Source organism: Patiriisocius sp. Uisw_017, assembly GCF_047731265.1.
Classification (GTDB): domain Bacteria; phylum Bacteroidota; class Bacteroidia; order Flavobacteriales; family Flavobacteriaceae; genus Patiriisocius.
The window spans coordinates 821,777-841,779 of the sequence record NZ_CP159835.1 but is presented as its reverse complement, the minus strand read 5'-3'; the positions used below and the strand labels follow the sequence as shown (position 1 = coordinate 841,779).

Genomic DNA, 20,003 nt, shown 5'->3' with positions numbered 1-20,003 from the left:
GCAAGTCCCATATGGATGAGGATAACGGCTTGGATGATTAGTAGGCTTCAAGGTTGCGTGTTGTAAAGCGAATCTAAACAAAACCTACCAGTATGTGTGTTGTAACAAAGGAGCAGTAGGGATAGATGGTGTTTGTGTTACTGAACTCAAGATGATCTTGGAATTCCAATGGAGTAGTTCTATCGTTAGGTTGGAATGGGAGTACTATCGGGAGTCTTCTATTTCTGGTGTTGAGACACCCAAGAGGTTTTTTTACAGATGATTGCTAGGAATGCCCACTTTGGTAGACCGTGGGTTTCAGCAAGCCTTGCGCTTAGTATTAAGGCCTATACTTGAGCTAGCGTTACATCTGCACAGTTATGGATTCCGTCCCAAGCGCGACGCCCATCAAGCAGTTGTAAAGCGCTTAATTAAAATTAATTCGGGATATCAAAACACAGTGGATATTGATCTAGAGTGTTTCTTTGATCAAGTAGAACGCTATATTGTTTTGTAATTGAGATACAAAAGGATAAAATGTAGGGATAGTTTAAAGCTGTTGCGTCCATTTCTTAGGGCGCCTAAAGTTGTCAATGGTAGCATAGCAAACACAGAAAAGACGTTTCGCAAGATTCCCCTTTAAGTCCCTGAATCCTCAATATCTTACTCTATGAGTTAGATAAAGAATTGGAAAAGAGAAGGTATTGTTATGTTAGATATACCGATGACTTTATTGTAAATATTAAGAGTAAAGACGCTGGGAAACGTTTAGGCAATAACCTTTATAGACTCCTTAGATACAAGATCTAACTTTGCACGAAGAGAGTAAAAATCGGTTTATGAAGACCTTCGACATTCGAGATGCTAGGTTTTGGTATTGTGCCAACCTACAAAAAGATTGCACGGGGTAAGTATCAACTCTTGGTAATAGCTTCGAAATGGAAGGATTTTAAGGTCAAACTTAAATATCTATCTAGAGAGAAGAAACCTGCTATTTCTGAAAGTCGTCTACTCGATTGGTAAACTAATTTTTTAAACCAAGTAACCTTTATAATTTATTGCTTTTTATATTCCATTCTCAAGATTGAATATAAAAATTGATGTTTGTCCTAAATTCCCAATTTTAGCTAAATTAGTTTGAATTCCGTTTTTATTAGATTCTCAAAAATTGCTTTTTTCACACCAACACGAATAGAATCCAAAAGCTTAAAACTCCAAATTTCCTATATAAATCTGCTTCATAAAAGATTATTGCTTTCGGCTACAATTTCAGGTGCTTTGAATGTCTTAGGGTCTATACTTTATTGTCTGGATAAGTTGGGCATAATTGAAGGCGTTATGGGCTATATTATTCATTTGCTCTTTTGTCGATTTGTGTATAAGTTGCTTATTATCATAGAGTTAATTGTTTAGGTTCTGTATGTGTAAAGTGCAACCATTTTGGTCTTTTTTATGTTTCACTTAAACGTCACTTTAACACACATTAATTTTGTTAAAATTAATCAATAAATATAATATTTAATCGATTAAACGCATAAAAATTAGATTAAAAGCTATTTATTAGTATATTTGGCAATTCAAAACTTAAAAACGCACTTATGAAAACTATTTTAAAATGTATTTTATTACAGCTTGTCTTATTACCTTCAATAAATATTTATGCCCAGGTTGGTATAGGGACAATAACACCTGATATTTCTTCTATTCTGGATGTTTCTTCTACGAGTAAAGGTCTTTTAATGCCACGATTAACCACGACAGAAAGAAATAATATCTCACTCCCGGCGAAAGGCTTAATAATTTTTAATACTTCATCAAATGATGTTCAATTAAATACTGGAACTTCCTCGGTGCCATGCTGGATAGGTGTTAAAAGAACTAAGATTGATTCTGTTACTGAAGGCGATATTATTAGCACCATATCCAGTAGTCACGTGTTGGTGCCAGGTATGACGGTATCCCCTGAATCGGGCACCTACATGGTTTCATTTAATGCCGATATATCGACACCATTTAGTTCTGACCAAGGTGTTATTGATCTGAACGGGATATACCAAGCCTTAAAATTTATGCCGGGCGGTGTAGCTCACGGTCTTGTTTTTGGTGCTGGAGAGGTTTTGTCTCCAGGTGTCTATGACGTGACGGGAGCAACGTCTATTGATGGAACGCTTACAATGGATGGTGGGGGAGACCCAAATTCCATGTTTATTATCAGAAGTACTGGTGCAATTACTACGGGAGCAACTACCACAAATGTAGTTTTGTCTAACGGAGCAAGCCCTAATAATATATTCTGGTTGTCTGAAACAACCCTGTCTACGGGAGCTGGTTCTATCATGAAAGGAACCTTGGTTTCTCCTTCTGGAGCGATTGCATTGGGAGAGAACACGAACCTTGAAGGAAGGATGCTTACAAAGGCTGGAGGGTTAAGTATTGGAGCAGGTTGCATTCTTACAGCCCCATCGGGAGCCTCTCCTTTTGATTTAGGGATTCTTTCTACATTTGCAATGTTTACCTCTAGTGGTACGGTTTTAGACACCTTACCTACTACGATTACTGGAGATGTGGGCTCTGGAGCAGGAGCTATAACAATTGGCGGCACACATTTTGGAGATCAATATATTGCTGGTACAGCGTCTAGTGAATTAACTACTTACAGTATTTATCAAAATGGGGTAGAGGTAGTAAATTCTAGTAGAACAATTTATTCAGAGAAATCAATAGTGTCTCTTCAGGCAAAGGTTACTACTCTAACAGCAGGAGAGTCCATTGAGGTTAGGTGGAGGGTTTATAACGGTATAGCAGAGCTTAATCATAGAACCTTATCGTTGATTCGTTCTGGATATTAGTTGCGTTGAATTGAAAACTAATAGCTAAGTTCTAAGATGTATATGTGTTCTTTTTGATTAAAATAATATTTTATGATTTCTTCGGGCTTTAGATTTTTTTATCAGTAGTGATTGACTAAGCCAGTAAGAAATTGTGTCCTCCTTGTTATCTTTGTCTTTGCAAGAAGCGCAAGTAAAAGATAGTGCTGAAATTAAGGCTGTGACTTGTTCACATAGTTCGTTTAAAAGTATTCTAGCTAATGGGAAAATCAAAGGTGTTCAACGTTATGATTATAATGGATGTAATAAAAACTTGAGTGAAACTACTGGTAAGTTCTGGCATAGTATCAAGAAAAGAGACAAACACAATCGCTATTTATATTACCTGCTATCTGGTTATAGTATTGTAAAGAGTGCTAAAGAGACTGGAATTTCGATTCGAACCTCTTTTGATTGGTGTCATAAATTACCCGCGGCATTTTCCAGTGTTTCGGTAGCAAAATTTCCAGACATAGTGGAAAGTGATGATTTATTCTTAGCTTATTCAGAAAAAGGAAATCGTCATTTAGATAGAAAGCCAAAAAAGCGAGGATAAAAGGTAACTAAAGCAGGCATATGTGATGAAAAAGTTGCTTCAAATACCGTTTGGTAAGAGTATAAAAAAGAACTATAAAGCACGTTAATTAGAACTTAGCCAAACCAATGAATTCAGTAGTTCTAAACAATTTGAATATACCTTTACCTTAAAGTTGCTAACGGTTGTATTCAGTGCGTGTATCGTATTCAAAATAATAATAGCTGCCTTCACTATAAAAATTGGAAATCACTAAGAACCAATAAACATAAAAAAGATGGTATTATCTTTTAATTGATTGATCTCGTTAAGAGAATAGTTTTTGTTAAACACTTTAAAATGCTAGTGGTTGACTTGTTTCTTTTTGTCAATACCAGATACTTTTCGTACTTCGTGGGCTTGACTCGAGAGTTATTTAATTCTTTTTGCGAAGATAAGTTTTTCTTTATTGTTGATTATCTCACTTTTTATTTGGGTTAGTTGTTTTTATGTTGTTGATGTGATCATCAGTAATGGTCATTTCTACTAAATTTTTCACCTTCTTTTTTATGCTAGTCTGCGAATCCATTAAAAAATAAATGTACCCCCTTTTAAAACCCGAAATTTTCTGTGTCGATTTGCTTTGAAAAATATTGTTGTCGTTTTTCTATAATTTAAGAGGATTTAAATGAATTAGGGTCAGTTGTTTATTTCTGATAATAGATGGATCCAATTACAAGGGGTTTGGGCTACGTTATTGATTTACTCATTTATCGAGATGTGTATTAAGTGACTTATTATAATAAAGTCAATTGTTTAAGTTTTGTATTAGTAAAGTGCAGCCATCTTAGTCTTTTTTAGTTATCGCTTAGATGTTACCATAACACATATTTCATCGATTAGACACAAAAGAAATTAGACAAAAAATTATTTTTAGTATATTTAGCAACCCAAAATTTAAAAACCTACTTATGAAAATTATTTTGAAATGTTTTTTAATACAGCTTGTCTTATTACCTTCAACAAGGGTTTTTGCTCAGGTTGGTATAGGGACAACAACACCTGACGTTTCTTCTATCCTAGATGTTTCTTCTACTAGTAAAGGGCTTTTAATGCCACGATTAAACACAACAGAAAGAGATAATATCTTACTTCCAGCGACAGGTTTAATGATTTATAACACTTCATCAAATGATGTTCAATTAAATATAGGAACTCCCTCAGTGCCAAGTTGGATAGGTATCAAAAGGCCAACTACTATTAAATCTGTTACTGCAGGCGATTATATTAGCACCACATCCACTAGTGACGTTTTGGTGCCGGGTATGACAGTGTCTCCTGAACCGGGCACTTACGTTGTTTCATTTAAAGCTCAGATATCCAGTAATAAACTATTTGGTTCTGCCGGAGGTGTTATTGATATGGACAGGATATACCGGGCCTTAACGGCTATGCCCGGTGGTGTTCCTCACGGTCCTATTTTTGGTGCTGGAGAGGTTTTGTCTCCGGGTGTCTATGACGTGGCGGGAGCCTCATCAATTGCTGCAGGAACGCTAACAATGGATGGTGGTGGAGACCCAAATTCTGTGTTTATTATCAGAAGTACTGGTGCATTTACTACAGCAACTACCACAAATGTAGTTTTGACTAATGGAGCAAGCTCTAATAATATATTTTGGATGTCTGAAGTAGCATTATCTGTTGCTGCTGGCGCCATAATAAAAGGAGCTTTGGTCTCTTCTGCCGGAGCGATTACATTGGGAGAGAATACGAACCTTGAAGGAAGGATGCTTACAAAGGACGGAGCATTAACTATTGTTGCTGGCTCCGTTGTTACAGCCCCATCTGGTTTATCTCCTATTCATTTAGGGGTTCTTTCTACATTCGCAATGTGGAGCTCCATCGGTGCAGTTTCAGATGATGCGACTTCTATGATCACTGGAGACGTCGGTACTGCAACAGGAGCGCTGACAATTATAGGTATGCACACGGGGGTGCAATATCCCGCTGGTACAATAGCCCCTCCTACTCCTACTATTATTACAACTTACAGTATTTATCTAAATGGGGTGGAGGTAGTAAATTCTAGTAGAACATTCTATTCAGAGAAATCACTAGTGTCTCTCCAGGCAAAGGTTACTACGCTAACCGCAGGCGAAACTATTGAAGTACGATGGAAAGTGGATACTGGCGATGCGCTGCTTAACAATAGAATCTTATCCTTGATTCATCCCGGATATTAGTTGCTTTGAATTTAAAATTAATAAATTCATTGTTTCTAAATAATGTCAATATGCCTTTAAACTAATATCGCTGAGGGGTATATATCCAGTATGTGCAGAGCATTCAAAGCTATGATAACTTCCTTCACTAAAAAAATCGGGAATTAATATGAACCTGTAAACACAAAAAAGAGGTTTTATATTCTAGATAGGTTGATCTCGTTAATAGAATAGTTATTGTTAAATGCTATAAAATTGTAGTAGATGACTTGTTTCTTTCGGTCAATACGAGATATATATATAATGCTTCGAGGCTTTGATTTGAGGATTATTTACTGCTTTTACTGAGATAAATTCTCCTTTATTGATAGCTATTTGTTCTTTTCTTCATTGGGGTTTGTTGTTTTTATGTTGTTAATGTGATCATCAGTAATGGTCATTTCTACTAAGTTTTCATCTTCTGTTTTATGCTATTCTGCGAATCTATTAAAAATGAATGTGCCCCTTTTAAAACCCGAAATTTTCTGTGTCGATTTGCTTCGGGAAATATTATTGCCATTTTCTATAATTTAAGAGGCTTTGAGTGTCTTAGGATCAATTATTTATTGCTGATGTAAAATGGGTGCAATTACAAGGGGTTTGGGCTATATTATTGATTCACTCTTTTATCGAGATGTATATGAGTGACTTATTGTAATTAAGTTAATTATTTAAGCTCTATATTAATAAAGTGCAGCCATCTTGTTTTTTTTATTTTTCGCTTAGACGTTACTTTAACGCACATTACTTCTCTTAAATTTTATTAATAACTGCACATTTCATAGAATTAGACACAAAAGAAATTAGACAAAAAATTATTTTGAGTATATTTAGCATCCCAAAATGTAAAAACCTGCTTATGAAAATTATTATGAAATGTTTTTTAATACAGCTTTTCTTATTGCCTGCAATAAGTATTTATGCTCAGGTTGGTATAGGGACAATAACACCTGAAGCTTCTTCTGTGCTGGATGTTTCGTCTACCAATAAAGGGCTTTTAATGCCACGATTAACCACAACAGAAAGAGATAATATCTCACTCCCAGCGACCGGTTTAATGATTTTTAATACTACATTAAATGATGGTCAATTAAATATCGGAACCCCATCGGTACCAAGTTGGATAGGTATCAAAGGGCAAGATGTATCTTTAATTGATTCTGTTACTGAAGGCGATAATATTAGTACCAAATCCACTATTGATCTTTTGGTGCCAGGTATGATACTGTCCCCTATACCAGGTAGTTATCTCGTTTTATTTAATGCCCAGCACAACAGCGTAGTCGGGAATCTACCATTTAGTTCTGCCCAAGGCGTTATTGATACGACAAGTTTATATAACGAGTTGATGGCATACCCAGGCGGAGTATCTCACGGTCTAGCTTTGGGTTCTGGAGAGGTCTTGCCACCGGGTGTTTATGATTTGAGCGGTGCTGCATCAATTACTGGAACACTTACATTGGCAGGAGGAACAGCTACAGCAAATCCCGTGTTTATCATAAGAGGTTCCGGTGCATTTTCTACGGGAGTAGGTGCAACTGTATTATTGACAGGAAATGCAAAACCAGAAAATATATTCTGGGTGGGTGGCGCAGCCATGTCAACAGGAGCTAACACAACAATGAAAGGTACTATGCTTAGTGGAGGCGTTGGTGCCGGAGCATTGTCTTTGGGTGCCGGCACGAACCTTGAAGGAAGGATGCTTTCAAAGTTAGGAGCTTTAAGCCTTGGGGCGAACGTTATTATTTCCATTCCAATGGGTATTGCCCCTGTTAATTTAGGAACCCTTTCCACATTTGCAATGTGGAGTTCAGGTGGGGCGCTTGCAGATGTTGTAAGTTCTACGATTGCTGGAGATGTAGGTACTGCATTAGGAGCTTTGACAATTGATGGTATGCACACTGGGGTGCAATATCCCGCAGGAACAACTTCGACTAGCAAAATTACTACTGCTACGTATAGTATTTATCAAAATGGGATTGAAGTAGTTAATTCTAGTAGTAGAATTAATTTAGAGCGTTCAGTGGTCTCTCTCGAGTCAATGGTTACAACGCTAACCGCAGGGGAAACCATTGAAATACGATGGAAAGTTAATTTTGGTGAAGCCTTGCTGGACAATAGAATCTTATCTTTGATTCGTTCTGGATATTAATTACTTTCAATTTAAAGCTTTCGTTATGACGTCTTACATATCTATTTAATTTAGTGTTGACATATTTTAGGATGGGTCATGACGAATGCCAAGGTGATGTTTATTCTCCGCAATAATCAACATAGTAATATACGATATCTTTTGCATTTGATTTTCTAAATTCTCTTCTTCCAATTTTTTCAACCAATACTTCACAATCGGAAAAATATTCTTTTGCTTTCCTTCTGAAATTTCCGGTCAAAGCTAAAGTAAACTCATCATTTTTTTTGAACATAAAGTTTCGTAGTTGTATTTTTGTGGTGATATATGCTAGTTGGAATACCACCCATACTGCCGCTCAGACCATTATTTGAATAAAATGATTTAGTAATTTCATAAGAATATAATTTTGTTTCTTCACCAACGGGTACTTTTAAAAGTGTTGCTGGTTCGTTAGGCTTTAACTTTATATATGCATATTTCGAACTCATTTCAAAACCATAAAAGTTTATTCCTTTAACCATCAAATCGGTCCGAATATCAGGCTCATCGTCTAAAGATATTCGGAATTTTATTTTATCCGTTTTGTACATCATTCCGTATCCTTTAATTGATGTTCCGTCGTTAAAAAATAATTTCGCATCACTATTCTGCCAAATAATTTGACCGTAAGAGAATACAGTCAGTATTAACATTATAATGATCCTTATTATTTTTTTCTAAGTGTTTGCTAACGATTAGGCTATGATTTCGTCGTGTAAAATGTTGGAGACTTTTATGCTTATGAAATAGCTTATTGGTTTGTTAAATGTATTATTTTTTTGTTCAAATGCAACAATGGATTATAGCCATTGTTAGCAACTGTCCTATTTAGATTACCAGCTTTGTTTAATTCCACCACTACTTCCGGATTGGGGTATTGTACGATTGTAATGTAATTTTTTATTGTAGGCGTTATCAACTAATTTTTTTAATTAAGGAAATTTTTCAACTCTTGAATTTGTTACTTCAATTATTTTGTCAAGCTGTTCAGAAAGAAGATATTTATTCCAAATTAATTTGTCTCCATTAAAAGCAATTCTCACAATTAGTAAGTCAATCATAGCCGGTGTCACTAGTTTGTTATTTGGTGTTACACTTCTTCGACTACAAGATAGTCTTGGGATACTTTCAAAATATGCAGGAATAATCGAAATCATTCTAGGCGGATGTTTTGTGCTCGTTTTTTTGTCGCCTCTGGCATTAGTTTTATTGGTTCCAGCAACTCTTCTAGAAATCATAATTCTTTACAAAGGTTATGAATTTATTAAATCAGAACTAATGGAGAAATAGGAATATTGATGATTACGCATAGGATTCTTTTATTTCCCAGTCACGTCTTACTTGTTTTGAGATATTGGAGATATAATTCATACAAACGCCATATGGCGTTTGTATGAATTATATCATAACAACGCTAAGGGATTTATAATGTTCTTAAAACTGTTTTGCGCCACGCGTGTATAAATTCCCACTAGTAATTTGGTTCATTCTATAATTTCGTAATCAATACTTAGTTTTCGCAAAGATCTTAAAGCCGACCCCGTGTTTTTATCCTCCATCTCAATATCAACAGCATCTCCTTCTAAGAGGATGTCTGTAAGTTCATTTGACAAGGATTCACCAACATTAGATGAAATTTCTACAATACACTTGGCTATCGCTCTTCTATCTGGCCGCTGAGCGTGACAAGACAATAGGTTTATTTTCATAATACTGTTTTATCAATGCAAGATACTAGAGTTAAGATAAGTCTGTGTTATACTTAGGCCATTATTCATGTTTTATTTAATTGCTACCAAGAGGAAAATTCATTTAAAATAAAAAACCGCACTACAATCTGTTCAGGTTTTTTGGACGCTACATTAAGTTACCAACGCTATTATTTTTTTGTTGAACAAATAATTAAAATAAATAAACAAATAAGCCTAAATATTTAGATTTAATGATTCTATCCTCTTACTTTTGTCCCGCTATGAAACTCACGCTTAAAGAGGTTTTCATTATATCTAGGCCAAGATTCTGGATGTACGTCCTCGGAACTTTTCTCGTAGGTATTATTTCCTCAGGGAATCTATTTTTGTATGATACTACAACGACGTTTCTTTTAATAGCGTTTGGTTTGTTTTTTTGGATTCCGGCCAATGTTTTTATCTACGGCGTTAATGATATCTATGATTACCAAACCGACATTTATAATGAAAAAAAGGTAAAATACGAATCTGTATTAAAACTTGAAAAGCATAGAAGTTTATGGATCATCATAATCCTTCTATTAGTGCCTTTTTTGCCTTTATTCTTTATTGTTAATTTACCTACAAAAATCGCTTTATTGGTATTTCTTTTTACGGGACTGTTTTATTCAGCAACCCCCTTGCGAGCAAAGAGTAAACCGCCTTTAGATGTCTTGTTTTCATCAATTATATACGTGTCACCTGCACTGGTTGGGTTCTTTATTACAGGTAGAACTACTATTGCTTGGGCAGCAGTATTAGGAGGTCTTATTTGGGCTTTTGGCATGCAAACGTACTCTGCTGTTCCAGATATTGAAGCAGATAGGAAAGCTGGGGTGAATACCTTAGCAACGATGCTTGGCGAGAAAAAAGCTTTATGGTTTTGTTTAATAGCCTATCTAATTTCTGCGTCTATTGGATATTTCTATGTTGGGTATATAGCAGTAGTATTCGGGATTATTTATGGCGTGATCGTATTACTGAGTATCTATAATTTATCAAAATTATTTAAATACTATACCTACTTTCCACTCATCAATATCCTTGGTGGGGCATTTTTGTTTTTCTATTTATTTTTCAAAGAAATTTTTCGGTAAAAACTACAAGGATTCTAAAGGTTTGGATGTCTTAATCTTTTGAATACGTTTATAAACAAGTTCTGCCGAAATTAAACAAATAGGCATCCCAATTCCTGGACTTGTACCAGCGCCAACATAATATAGGTTTTTTACCTTTTTACTATAGTTTAATGGTCGTTTTAATGTTTGTTTCAGCGTATGTGCTAAACCTAAAGCGGTTCCTTTATAAGCATTATAGTCCCTACGGAAATCGTCACTCCAATAAGATTTCTCAAACTTTATATATTCTTCAATGTCTGGAAGGTTTAAATCTGTTTTCATGAGATCTAAAATCTTTTGACGGTAGCCAGTCATATCAGCTTCAGAAAGATTTAAGCCAGGAGGAATGGGTACAAGAACAAATAAATTATCAGTTCCTGGTGGTGATAAGTCAGGGTCGGTTTCCGTAGGCTTACAGATATAATAACTCGGATCTCCCGGGAGTTGAGGCGTGTCAAACAGCTCTTTGAAATTTTGTTTCCAATCTCCGCCAAAGCGAAGGTTATGATGACTTAAGATGTCTAATTTTCTATCCAAACCAAGATACATAATAAAAGCACTGGGACTTAATACTGCTTTTTCCCAATAGGGTTCAGGATAGGTTTGATGACGCTTTTCCAATAAATGGGTTTCCGTAAACCATAAGTCGGCATTAGAGATAATTATATCTGCTTCTAAAACAGTACCGTTCTCGAGTTGTACCCCCTTTGCTTTTTTGTTTTCAACTATAATTTTTGAAACAGGACTGGTCGTCATAAACTTTGTGCCGTGTTTTTTATTGATAGTCACTAATGTCTTTACAATCTCGTAAATGCCTCCTTTAGGGTAGTAGACTCCCATATTGAAGTCGATAGCATTCATGATATTATACATCGCCGGTGTTTTTGCAGGATCAGAACCTAAAAACACCAAGGTGTATTCTAATATTTTTTTAACACGATCACTTTTAAACCATTTATTTAAATAGGATTGCATGGTTTGAAACGGATTGAGTTGAATCCCTTTTTTAATGACATCCCATTTTAGAAAATCTAAAGAAAACCCTAGATTTCGATACATAAAAGTATCTTTAGCCATTTCATATTGCTCACCAGAACGTTTAAGGTACTCTTTTATCTTAGGTGTAATCCCAGGTTCTAATTGCTCAAAGAGCGGCAAGTCTTTTTCTAGATCAGAATGAATATCAACCACTGGTAATTCTTTGTCATTAGAAAAAAACACGCGGTAGGAAGGAGAGAGTTTTACCAACGCTAAATGTTTAGCCACATCTTCATCGAGTAATTTGAAATAATGTTCAAATACATCTGGCATCAAGTACCAAGAAGGTCCCATGTCAAAAGTATAACCTTCGGCTTCAAAAATATTAGCACGACCACCAAGATTGGCATTTTTTTCAATGACCGTAACTTCATATCCAGATTTAGCTAATAATGCAGCTGAACCTAGACCTCCAATTCCAGAGCCGATAATAATGATTTTCTTTTTCAACAATTCAAAAATAATGAAGCTTTAGGGAGTTTGAAATTATTTAAGAAGGAATTATGAATTTATTCAAACTTAAAGGATGGACAAAATTTTGTAATAAATTATATAAGGTGTTATGCCTTGTTTTTGCGTTCATTTTAATCCATTGCGCTGCAGTGTTAAAACTATAGTCCTCCCTTACCTTAAGTAATAAGGATCCATTTGTTTGGCATTTTCTCCTTTTTAGTTGGTCACTTTTTTTATTTGAAATCATAAATATCTTTAGCGTCAAATAATTTTATTTTTTTAAGTTTGAAACCATATAATTCAGGCTTAAATCTTTCTTATGAGCCAGTATAACGAAGCCACATTAATGGATTATTATCAACTTGGGAAAAACAGAAAACACCTTTATTTCCATCATTGTTTTGAATTGGAACAGGTAATTCTTCGATAGGTTTTATTTGTCTTTCTTTAATTAGATTATGTACAATCAAATGAATCGTTAAAATCAGAAGGATTATTTAGGGATGGATATGAGTTTCCTATTGGTTTAATAGTATACTCATTTAGGGAATAGGACTTAAATAATTTTGTAGGTTTTTGATTTTGTGGAACTCCATTAATAGGCAGCATCCTTAGGTCATTATTTCCTCTTATTGGAATTAATCCTTGAAATTCACCTATTTTAAATGTGTTTGCGCTAAATGTTTCCTAACAAATTATGTGATGCAATTTGTCGTCGTTATCTCACAAATAGAAAAAAATAAGAATAAAGAATTTAAACCATCGGCTCACCCAAACAAATGTCTCACAACATCATTCACCTTCCCTAATTTAATAATTTGGATGCCGTAATTTTCTTTTGGGAGTTTGCAGTATTTGGAGATGATGATGGTTTCAAAGCCTAGTTTTTCGGCTTCTAGAATGCGTTGGTCTACTCTATTTACAGGGCGTACTTCTCCGGCCAAACCTACTTCTGCAGCAAAGCACATTCGTTTATCAATGGCAATATCAATGTTGCTTGAAAGTACGGCTGCTACGACGGCGAGATCTATTGCCGGATCGTCTACTGTAATGCCACCAGTGACGTTTAAAAAAACATCTTTTGCTCCCAATTTAAAACCTGCTCTTTTTTCTAAAACCGCAAGAATCATATTAAGGCGTTTTGCATTATAACCCGTTGCACTGCGTTGGGGTGTACCATACACAGCGGTTGATACTAATGCTTGTATTTCTATCATTAAGGGCCGCATTCCTTCTAGGGTTGAAGCAATTGCAGTACCACTTAATTCTTCTTCGTTTTTTGAAATTAAAATCTCGCTAGGATTAGAAACTTCTCTCAATCCGCTGCCTTGCATTTCGTAAATACCTAGTTCGTTGGTGCTTCCAAAACGGTTTTTATTGGCTCGTAATATTCTGTAAATATGGTTTCGGTCGCCTTCAAATTGGAGTACGGTGTCCACCATATGCTCTAGGATTTTTGGTCCTGCGATGTTTCCATCCTTCGTGATGTGCCCAATTAAGATAACTGGGGTGGCGGTTTCTTTTGCAAACTTTATAAGTTCGGTAGTGGTTTCTCGTATTTGCGAAATGCTTCCCGCACTGCTTTCGATATAATCGGTATGCAATGTTTGGATAGAGTCTATCACTACAATATCCGGTTCCATTTCAGCAATATTGCGAAAGATATTTTGTGTTTTTGTTTCGGTTAAAACATAGCAATTTTCAGAATGTGGGTGAATTCTTTCTGCACGCATTTTAATTTGGCTAGCGCTTTCTTCTCCTGAAACATACAATGTTTTATAGGGCAGTTGCAATGCAATCTGGAGCATCAATGTACTTTTCCCAATACCAGGTTCGCCTCCCAATAGGGTGAGGCTTCCAGGAACTAAACCGCCACCTAAAACGCGATTGAATTCGCCATTTTGAGTGTCCATTCTCGCTTCAGCAGAAGTGCTTATTTCCGAAATTTTAAGGGGTTTCACACTTCGGCTGCGCTCCTTGTGCGGCTTGCCAGATTCCCCTACCTCCCAAGTTACTTTTTCAGCTTTTTGAATCACTTCTTCAGCAATGGTATTCCATTCTTTGCAAGAGGTACATTGTCCTTGCCATTTAGAATATTGACTTCCGCAGTTTTGACAGAAAAAGGTAGTTTTTGTTTTAGCCATAGGTATCCTGTAAAAGTAGTAAAATAGTGATGATAAAATTTTAAACCTCCTTTAGAATATTATAAAATTATGTTTTTTGGACCAAACCTGAATTTGCTTATGAATTTCTACACTTATCCTTTGGGTATTCTCGTTTTACCATTTTGGCAATTGTTTTTAAGGAATTCCAGAGTTTCGTTTTTCATAAAACACCGCTATTAATTTTGATCTTGTTGATTACAGTAGCATAAACTCATAATAAGCATTTTAAATAGTTCAGAAAATGATGCGAATAGTTTGTTTGTTGACAGGATCTTAAATTAGTTGAAGCCCTTTTTTAGTCCAAGGGTATTTTTCTTCTTTAGGAAGATTATGCATCTTTCGCACTATAAACAAAAACCACATTGAGCGTTAAAAGTGTATCAAAAGGTTTCTTGTTATTTCTGTTTGTAATTTTTGTGAACCCTTACTTTGTCAGTTCCCAAAACTCAAAAGCCTATCACGAAGTTTTACTAAAAAGTACGGTTTAGAAATAGACAAGATGGCAACCTTTATCATGTATTTTGAAGACGGTACAGTTTGCTCCATTTTTCACAACCTCGCTTCAATGATTTTTTTGGTGAAGAGGCAAAAAGTCGTTTGGATAGATAAAGGGGAATGGGAACTATATTATTTCAGATCCTGTCAAAAAAACAAGGCCTATTTTCCAGACTAGGCAATGCGGAGCATTATTTCTTTAAATTCACTGCATTATTTGGTTGCTGCAGAAACGAAAGCTTGGTTCACCATTGATAAACAAACAATCAAAATAGCCCCCTTTAAACTTTCAGAAAAGGGAATAGAAATTGAACCCAAGTCTAGCCGAAATATTATTAAAGATGCTGCTGCTGCTTTATGACGCAATTACGGTGGGAATATACTTGAGATTGATCCGGTATCTCAGTGCTTAAAAACAGATCGGTATTTTCCTCTTTTGAAATATCAAGAGTCGTACTTTTAATATCCAAAATCATCCTTAATCTTATCTGCTTTGTCTAACATCATATCTATGGTAATAAAGTCGACTTCTTCTTTATCAAAGCCAGCTTGGTAGGTTCTCATTGCTTTTTTTGGATCGCCATTCTCTTCATAATATCGCGCTAAGAAGTAAGGGCCTAGAACAGTGTCTGGGTATTCTCGTTTTGCCATTTCGGCAATTATTTTTAGAGATTCCCATTGTTTGGTCTTTTCACTAGCCCTTGCAGTCGCAATATAATCGTTTACACGAATAGGATTTGTGATGCCAAAAAGATTATAAATAATGTCATACTTTTCAGTTAAATAGGTGCTAATGGGTGTTTTTAATTTCAATAACACTTCAGAGTATTCTTGCTTGCTGATAGGTCGATACACAGCAAATATTTTCTCCAAAGCATTAGGGATTCCTCTTCCGACTAAAGAGTAATGAGTGGCTTTTTCAAAATTGTTGTAATAGTATTTAAACGTATCGCTTTTAATGGCACTTAATGTATTATTTAATTCTTCAGTTCCTTCCAATAATCCTTTTATATCGTCTGTTCCGGTTGCTAAGTAGTAAAATAATTGTGTTTCGATAGCTGGAATTCTTCCTGACATTCGCTTTGCAGAATCTGGTGCCAAGTCTGGACTTAAAATAATATACCCGTTAAATAATGGTGGCTCTTTGTAGAGGTAATAGTTTAAAAAATTGGCGGTGTAGTCATGGCCCACTCCAATAACAAATTTTGCTGTTCTGTAATTCATGTCTATATGAGGCAGTAGCTCAAGTCCTATGAATTCAAAGAAGTCTGCTCCCTTATTTGCTGGCAAAAAGTTGTCTTCATCATACTCACAATCATCATAACGTTTTTCACCTTGCATCACCCCAACCACTATGCTCTCTGGCATATCTTCCCAATAACTAAAATAATCTACGTTTCCTGCCACAGGTTCAAAAAGATAATCTGCATCAAGCACAATTACTATTGGATATACCTTCTCTGTATTTGAGTCATAGTTTCTGGGTAATTGAATTTTTAATCTTCTAGTTTCCTCTAACTTCTCACTGTTGAATTCTTCATAGATTATTTGAGAATGAATACTTAATCCAAAAATTAAGAATCCTATTGAAAAGAAGATTTTTTTCATGATGTATTTTTTTTGTGAAAGATAATAAAAATTTAAAAACAGCTTGCTAGATTATATAATTTCATTTTTTAGGGGTTGTTAGGTTTTAAATCATTAAACAGTTTTTATAAATAGTAGGAAAAAGCTTACCTAAGCACCCGTAAAAACACCTGATTTCACCTCTTTGTAGGTAAAAACCTGTATTATTGAATAATAGCTTATGAAAAATGAATAATTCTGTTTATCTTTAATTTTTAAATACTACCAAAATTTTCGGTTAAAGAATATTGGTTTTTCTAAAACTCATACCTCAGTAATTTTATTGCTTTTGTATGAAATTATAATCTAAGAAACAAACAATTTTTTTACTTTTTGTTGTGTCTTTATGTACGAACAATATATCACAAGCCCTATGATGTTAAATTCTACTAACGTGATAAATCAAAAATTAATGATCGCTTTAGGCGATCAAACGTTAAGGTGCTCTTTGATTGAACAAGTAGATTCAATTTTACTTGACAATGCAAAGGAAGTGTGCAACGGTGTTAAGGCTTTGCGATATATTTTAAGAGAAAAACCCGATGTTGCAATTATAGATTATAGTTTTAAAGATTTAGATATTTTTGAGATTGTTAGAGAAGTGAGACAAAAAAAAATAAAAACTAAATTTATAATTGTCTTTAAAGACGTTGAGTATAAAGATTTTTTCAAGGTTAACTCTTTAAATATTCATGGTTGTCTTTGTTTCAGTAATGCCTCTGATACTTTCTTAGCGTGTCTTGAAACTGTTTTTAATGATGGTGTATATGTATGTGACAATATAAGAAAATTGCACATTCAAGAAGGGCCGCTGCAAAATCTTAAAAACTTAACAACTATTGAAATTTCTATTCTTACGTTAGTTGGCCTTTATCAAAATGCGTCTAAAATTTCAGAGAAACTTCATACCTCTACGGCATCCATTGAAAAGCATTGTAGTAATATTATTGCGAAACTAAAACTTAAAGAAGATAAGCCAAGTGGCTTAAAGCATTGGGTTATAAAACATCGAGAAATTATCCAAATACTCGCTCTTCAGAGGGTTTCTTAGTTTTAAAACTATAATCCTGTAACCTAAATGACGTTTTTATATCTTATTACTACTTCCTAGTATTGCTCTTGAAATTAGTTAAAACGATGCACGTTTCCCATTAGGTTACATTGAGCAATTGTACTTAGCTTCCAAACATTGTTGAGACAACTAATCTATGATTTTAGCATAAAATTTTACTACCATCGGCCTCCTTAAAAAAATCGAGACAAGACTAGGGAACTTATTACTAAGGTATTTTAAAATCAATTTGATCCAGAAAAAACCCACGGCACTTTAGAACGTAGAAGCGGTTTACTAAGTATTTTTATTGAAATGAGGAAGTAGTAATAACGAGAGCACTCCAAAAAGCACAATGGATACTATATTTGAAATCCATACAATCCATCCAAATGCCGTGCCTACCGTAAAGGGTACTGCAAATAAAATTAAGATACCAGCAATGGCTACAGGATAGGTTCCAAATCCGCTATTCGTAAATGCAAAAGTAAAACTCCCTACTACAAATGCTATAATTATTGTGCTAAATGCAATTTGAGATGTTTCATTCAAAGCTTGGGTTGCGGTATAAAAAGAGAGTATATATAATCCCCAAATAACGAACGAGTGAAATATAAAAGGGGTTTTTTTCTTCATTTTAAAAATGCTTAAAAGACCTTCCTTAAGGCCTAACAAGAATTTTTTAATTTTTTCACTTAGCGAAGAATTTGAATATTTGAAGAATAATAAAAGTGCCAAGACCAACACCACGCCTCCAATGCTTGCTGCATATAATAATGATAAAGGAATGCGTTCTCCTATATAATTGTAAAGCACATCAAATTTTAAATAAAGAGCCAAAGCGGTAAAACCTAATAAAAAAATCAAATCTATAAAACGTTCACTTAAAATAGTTCCAAAGCCTTTTTCAAATGCGACATCTTCATATTTGTCCAGTATAATTGCCCTAGAAACCTCCCCGCTTTTTGGGATAAATATGTTCATTAAATACGCCACAGAAATTGCCATAAAGCTATTGGCAAGTTTCGGCTTATGCCCCAACGGCTCTAACATAAACCCCCATCTGTAGGCGCGAGAAATATGGCTTAATATGCTAAGCAATACTGAAAGTAAAACAATACCGTAGTTTGCGTCTTTAAAATGCAAACGTAATTCCTCTAATTGCTGGGAAGAAAATTTACTATAAGTATACCAAATCAAGAAAACACCCAATCCCAGAGGGATTGCTGTTTTAAGGATTTTTGATAGGGTTTTGTTCAAATCTTAAGTGAGTAGATTGTCTCCATTTGGAAAAACAAGAGAAGGTTTGAAAATTTTAGCTTCCTCTATAGTCATTAATCCATACGTGATCAATATTAAAATATCACCAAGAGCTACTTTTCTCGCAGCGGCCCCGTTAAGTGTTATTTCTCCACTACCCCTTGGGCCAGGAATTGCATAGGTTTCTAATCGTTCACCATTGTTATTGTTAACGATTTGTACTTTTTCTCCTTCTATAATATTTGCAGCATCGAGCAAGTCTTCATCAATCGTTATACTTCCTATATAATTAAGATCTGCACCGGTAGCTTTTACCCTGTGGATTTTTGATTTTACAACGTGTATTAGCATGAGTTCAAAGGTAATTCAAAAATTCATATTTCTTAATTCATAATTCTCTATTAATTGAGAGCCATATTATCAATCAAACGTACTTCTTTAGAAAAGGCGGCAATAAATGCTCTGTATTTATTTTCTTTTCTTTTTCTGCTAACCGTTTTAAGCGTCTTTTCATTCGCGATTTCAAAGTATTCTAATTGTAAAGAGCTTTGTTTAAAACGATTTTCAACTAATTTGTTGAGCTCTTGAATAGATTTTTTCTTGAACTGGCTTCTTACTTCCTTCAGTATTTTTGAAATAATTGTAGCATTCTCTAGTTGCTGTTGGCCTAATCTCTTGTTGCGAGAGCTCATAGCAAGTCCGTTTTTCTCTCGTACAATAGGACACCCAATAATTTTTATAGGGAGCTTTTCTATTTCAACAAGTTTCTTTATGATTTGTAATTGCTGAAAATCTTTTTGTCCAAAATAGGCATTGTTTGGCAATATAACTTTAAAGAAAAGGGATATAACAGTCGCAACGCCGTCAAAGTGTCCTTTGCGATGTCTTCCTTCCATTTCGCTTGCGATAGCACCAAGCCTATATTTTTTTGAGTTCACGGTTTCTCCATATAATGTTTTAGTATCTGGAGTAAAAATATAAACAGTTCCTTGCAACGTTTCTAAGAGCGTGACGTCTTTTTCCAGTGTGCGGGGATATTTTTTTAAGTCAGAACTATTATCAAACTGAGTGGGATTAACAAAAATACTAACCACAACGCAATCATTTTTTTCTAAAGCCTTTTTAACTAATGATAGATGACCAGTATGCAGCGCTCCCATAGTGGGTATAAAGCCTATTTTATTTTGGGCTCTATATGGGAGTAATATTTTTAATAAATTTTCGGTTTTAGTAAACACCATCATGAAAGACTATTAAAGAGAGACGCAAAAAT

At 34.8% G+C, this 20,003-nt stretch carries 17 protein-coding genes; 7 read left to right on the top strand and 10 right to left on the bottom strand.

Going from position 1 to position 20,003, the window contains the following annotated elements:
* The first annotated feature begins 1,577 nt into the window (after nt 1-1,577).
* The 4 genes from ABXT67_RS03840 (at nt 1,578) to ABXT67_RS03825 (ending at nt 7,773) form a co-directional block, all read left to right on the top strand.
* Nucleotides 1,578-2,828, top strand: a complete 1,251-nt coding sequence (locus ABXT67_RS03840; protein ID WP_415375966.1) for an ice-binding family protein — start codon at nt 1,578-1,580, stop codon at nt 2,826-2,828.
* Between the two features lie 133 nt (nt 2,829-2,961).
* Nucleotides 2,962-3,402, top strand: coding sequence for a transposase (locus ABXT67_RS03835; protein ID WP_415375965.1), 441 nt, complete (start codon nt 2,962-2,964; stop codon nt 3,400-3,402).
* A 929-nt stretch (nt 3,403-4,331) separates the two neighbouring features.
* Nucleotides 4,332-5,603, top strand: coding sequence for an ice-binding family protein (locus tag ABXT67_RS03830; RefSeq protein WP_415375964.1), 1,272 nt, complete (start codon nt 4,332-4,334; stop codon nt 5,601-5,603).
* An 877-nt stretch (nt 5,604-6,480) separates the two neighbouring features.
* Entirely contained in the window at nt 6,481-7,773 is a 1,293-nt protein-coding gene (locus tag ABXT67_RS03825) for an ice-binding family protein (RefSeq protein WP_415375963.1), read from the top strand.
* Nucleotides 7,774-7,873: 100 nt separating this feature from the next.
* On the opposite strand, the gene ABXT67_RS03820 is transcribed toward ABXT67_RS03825, so the two are convergent.
* From ABXT67_RS03820 to ABXT67_RS03805, 4 genes are all read right to left on the bottom strand, one after another.
* The gene (locus tag ABXT67_RS03820; RefSeq protein ID WP_415375962.1) at nt 7,874-8,047 is read right to left on the bottom strand and encodes a hypothetical protein; all 174 of its coding nucleotides are present in this window, start codon (nt 8,045-8,047) and stop codon (nt 7,874-7,876) included.
* Complete coding sequence (locus ABXT67_RS03815; protein WP_415375961.1) at nt 8,031-8,447, bottom strand: hypothetical protein; 417 nt, start codon at nt 8,445-8,447, stop codon at nt 8,031-8,033. The genes ABXT67_RS03820 and ABXT67_RS03815 overlap by 17 nt, the downstream gene beginning before the upstream one ends.
* Before the next feature lie 279 nt (nt 8,448-8,726).
* The gene (locus tag ABXT67_RS03810; RefSeq protein ID WP_415375960.1) at nt 8,727-9,032 is read right to left on the bottom strand and encodes a hypothetical protein; all 306 of its coding nucleotides are present in this window, start codon (nt 9,030-9,032) and stop codon (nt 8,727-8,729) included.
* Nucleotides 9,033-9,278: 246 nt separating this feature from the next.
* Nucleotides 9,279-9,503 (bottom strand): hypothetical protein, encoded by a 225-nt coding sequence (locus ABXT67_RS03805; protein ID WP_415375959.1) that lies wholly within the window; start codon nt 9,501-9,503, stop codon nt 9,279-9,281.
* A gap of 263 nt (nt 9,504-9,766) precedes the next feature.
* Between ABXT67_RS03805 and ABXT67_RS03800 the strand changes: the two genes are divergently transcribed.
* Complete coding sequence (locus ABXT67_RS03800) at nt 9,767-10,621, top strand: prenyltransferase (protein WP_415375958.1); 855 nt, start codon at nt 9,767-9,769, stop codon at nt 10,619-10,621.
* 3 nt (nt 10,622-10,624) lie between these two features.
* Here the strand turns inward: ABXT67_RS03800 and ABXT67_RS03795 are convergent, their stop codons facing one another.
* Both ABXT67_RS03795 and radA read right to left on the bottom strand, forming a co-directional pair.
* Entirely contained in the window at nt 10,625-12,130 is a 1,506-nt protein-coding gene (locus ABXT67_RS03795; RefSeq protein ID WP_415375957.1) for a phytoene desaturase family protein, read from the bottom strand.
* Between the two features lie 770 nt (nt 12,131-12,900).
* The gene (gene radA / locus ABXT67_RS03790) at nt 12,901-14,277 is read right to left on the bottom strand and encodes a DNA repair protein RadA (protein WP_415375956.1); all 1,377 of its coding nucleotides are present in this window, start codon (nt 14,275-14,277) and stop codon (nt 12,901-12,903) included.
* Nucleotides 14,278-14,974: 697 nt separating this feature from the next.
* On the opposite strand from radA, the gene ABXT67_RS03785 reads away from it, so the two are divergent.
* Nucleotides 14,975-15,154, top strand: a complete 180-nt coding sequence (locus ABXT67_RS03785) for a hypothetical protein (protein ID WP_415375955.1) — start codon at nt 14,975-14,977, stop codon at nt 15,152-15,154.
* Between the two features lie 98 nt (nt 15,155-15,252).
* Here ABXT67_RS03785 and ABXT67_RS03780 read toward each other — a convergent pair whose 3' ends face one another.
* Nucleotides 15,253-16,401: an alpha/beta hydrolase gene (locus tag ABXT67_RS03780; protein ID WP_415375954.1), complete on the bottom strand. Its 1,149-nt coding sequence runs from the start codon at nt 16,399-16,401 to the stop codon at nt 15,253-15,255.
* 412 nt (nt 16,402-16,813) lie between these two features.
* Here ABXT67_RS03780 and ABXT67_RS03775 point away from each other — a divergent pair, with 412 nt between their 5' ends.
* Nucleotides 16,814-17,470 (top strand): hypothetical protein, encoded by a 657-nt coding sequence (locus ABXT67_RS03775; protein ID WP_415375953.1) that lies wholly within the window; start codon nt 16,814-16,816, stop codon nt 17,468-17,470.
* A gap of 297 nt (nt 17,471-17,767) precedes the next feature.
* On the opposite strand, the gene ABXT67_RS03770 is transcribed toward ABXT67_RS03775, so the two are convergent.
* Genes ABXT67_RS03770 through panC form a run of 3 tightly spaced genes read right to left on the bottom strand, consistent with a single transcriptional unit; the run spans nt 17,768 to nt 19,974 of the window.
* Complete coding sequence (locus tag ABXT67_RS03770; protein ID WP_415375952.1) at nt 17,768-18,730, bottom strand: lysylphosphatidylglycerol synthase transmembrane domain-containing protein; 963 nt, start codon at nt 18,728-18,730, stop codon at nt 17,768-17,770.
* 3 nt (nt 18,731-18,733) lie between these two features.
* Nucleotides 18,734-19,081 (bottom strand): aspartate 1-decarboxylase, encoded by a 348-nt coding sequence (gene panD, locus ABXT67_RS03765; RefSeq protein ID WP_415375951.1) that lies wholly within the window; start codon nt 19,079-19,081, stop codon nt 18,734-18,736.
* Nucleotides 19,082-19,131: 50 nt separating this feature from the next.
* Nucleotides 19,132-19,974, bottom strand: coding sequence for a pantoate--beta-alanine ligase (gene panC, locus ABXT67_RS03760; protein WP_415375950.1), 843 nt, complete (start codon nt 19,972-19,974; stop codon nt 19,132-19,134).
* Nucleotides 19,975-20,003: the final 29 nt, after the last annotated feature.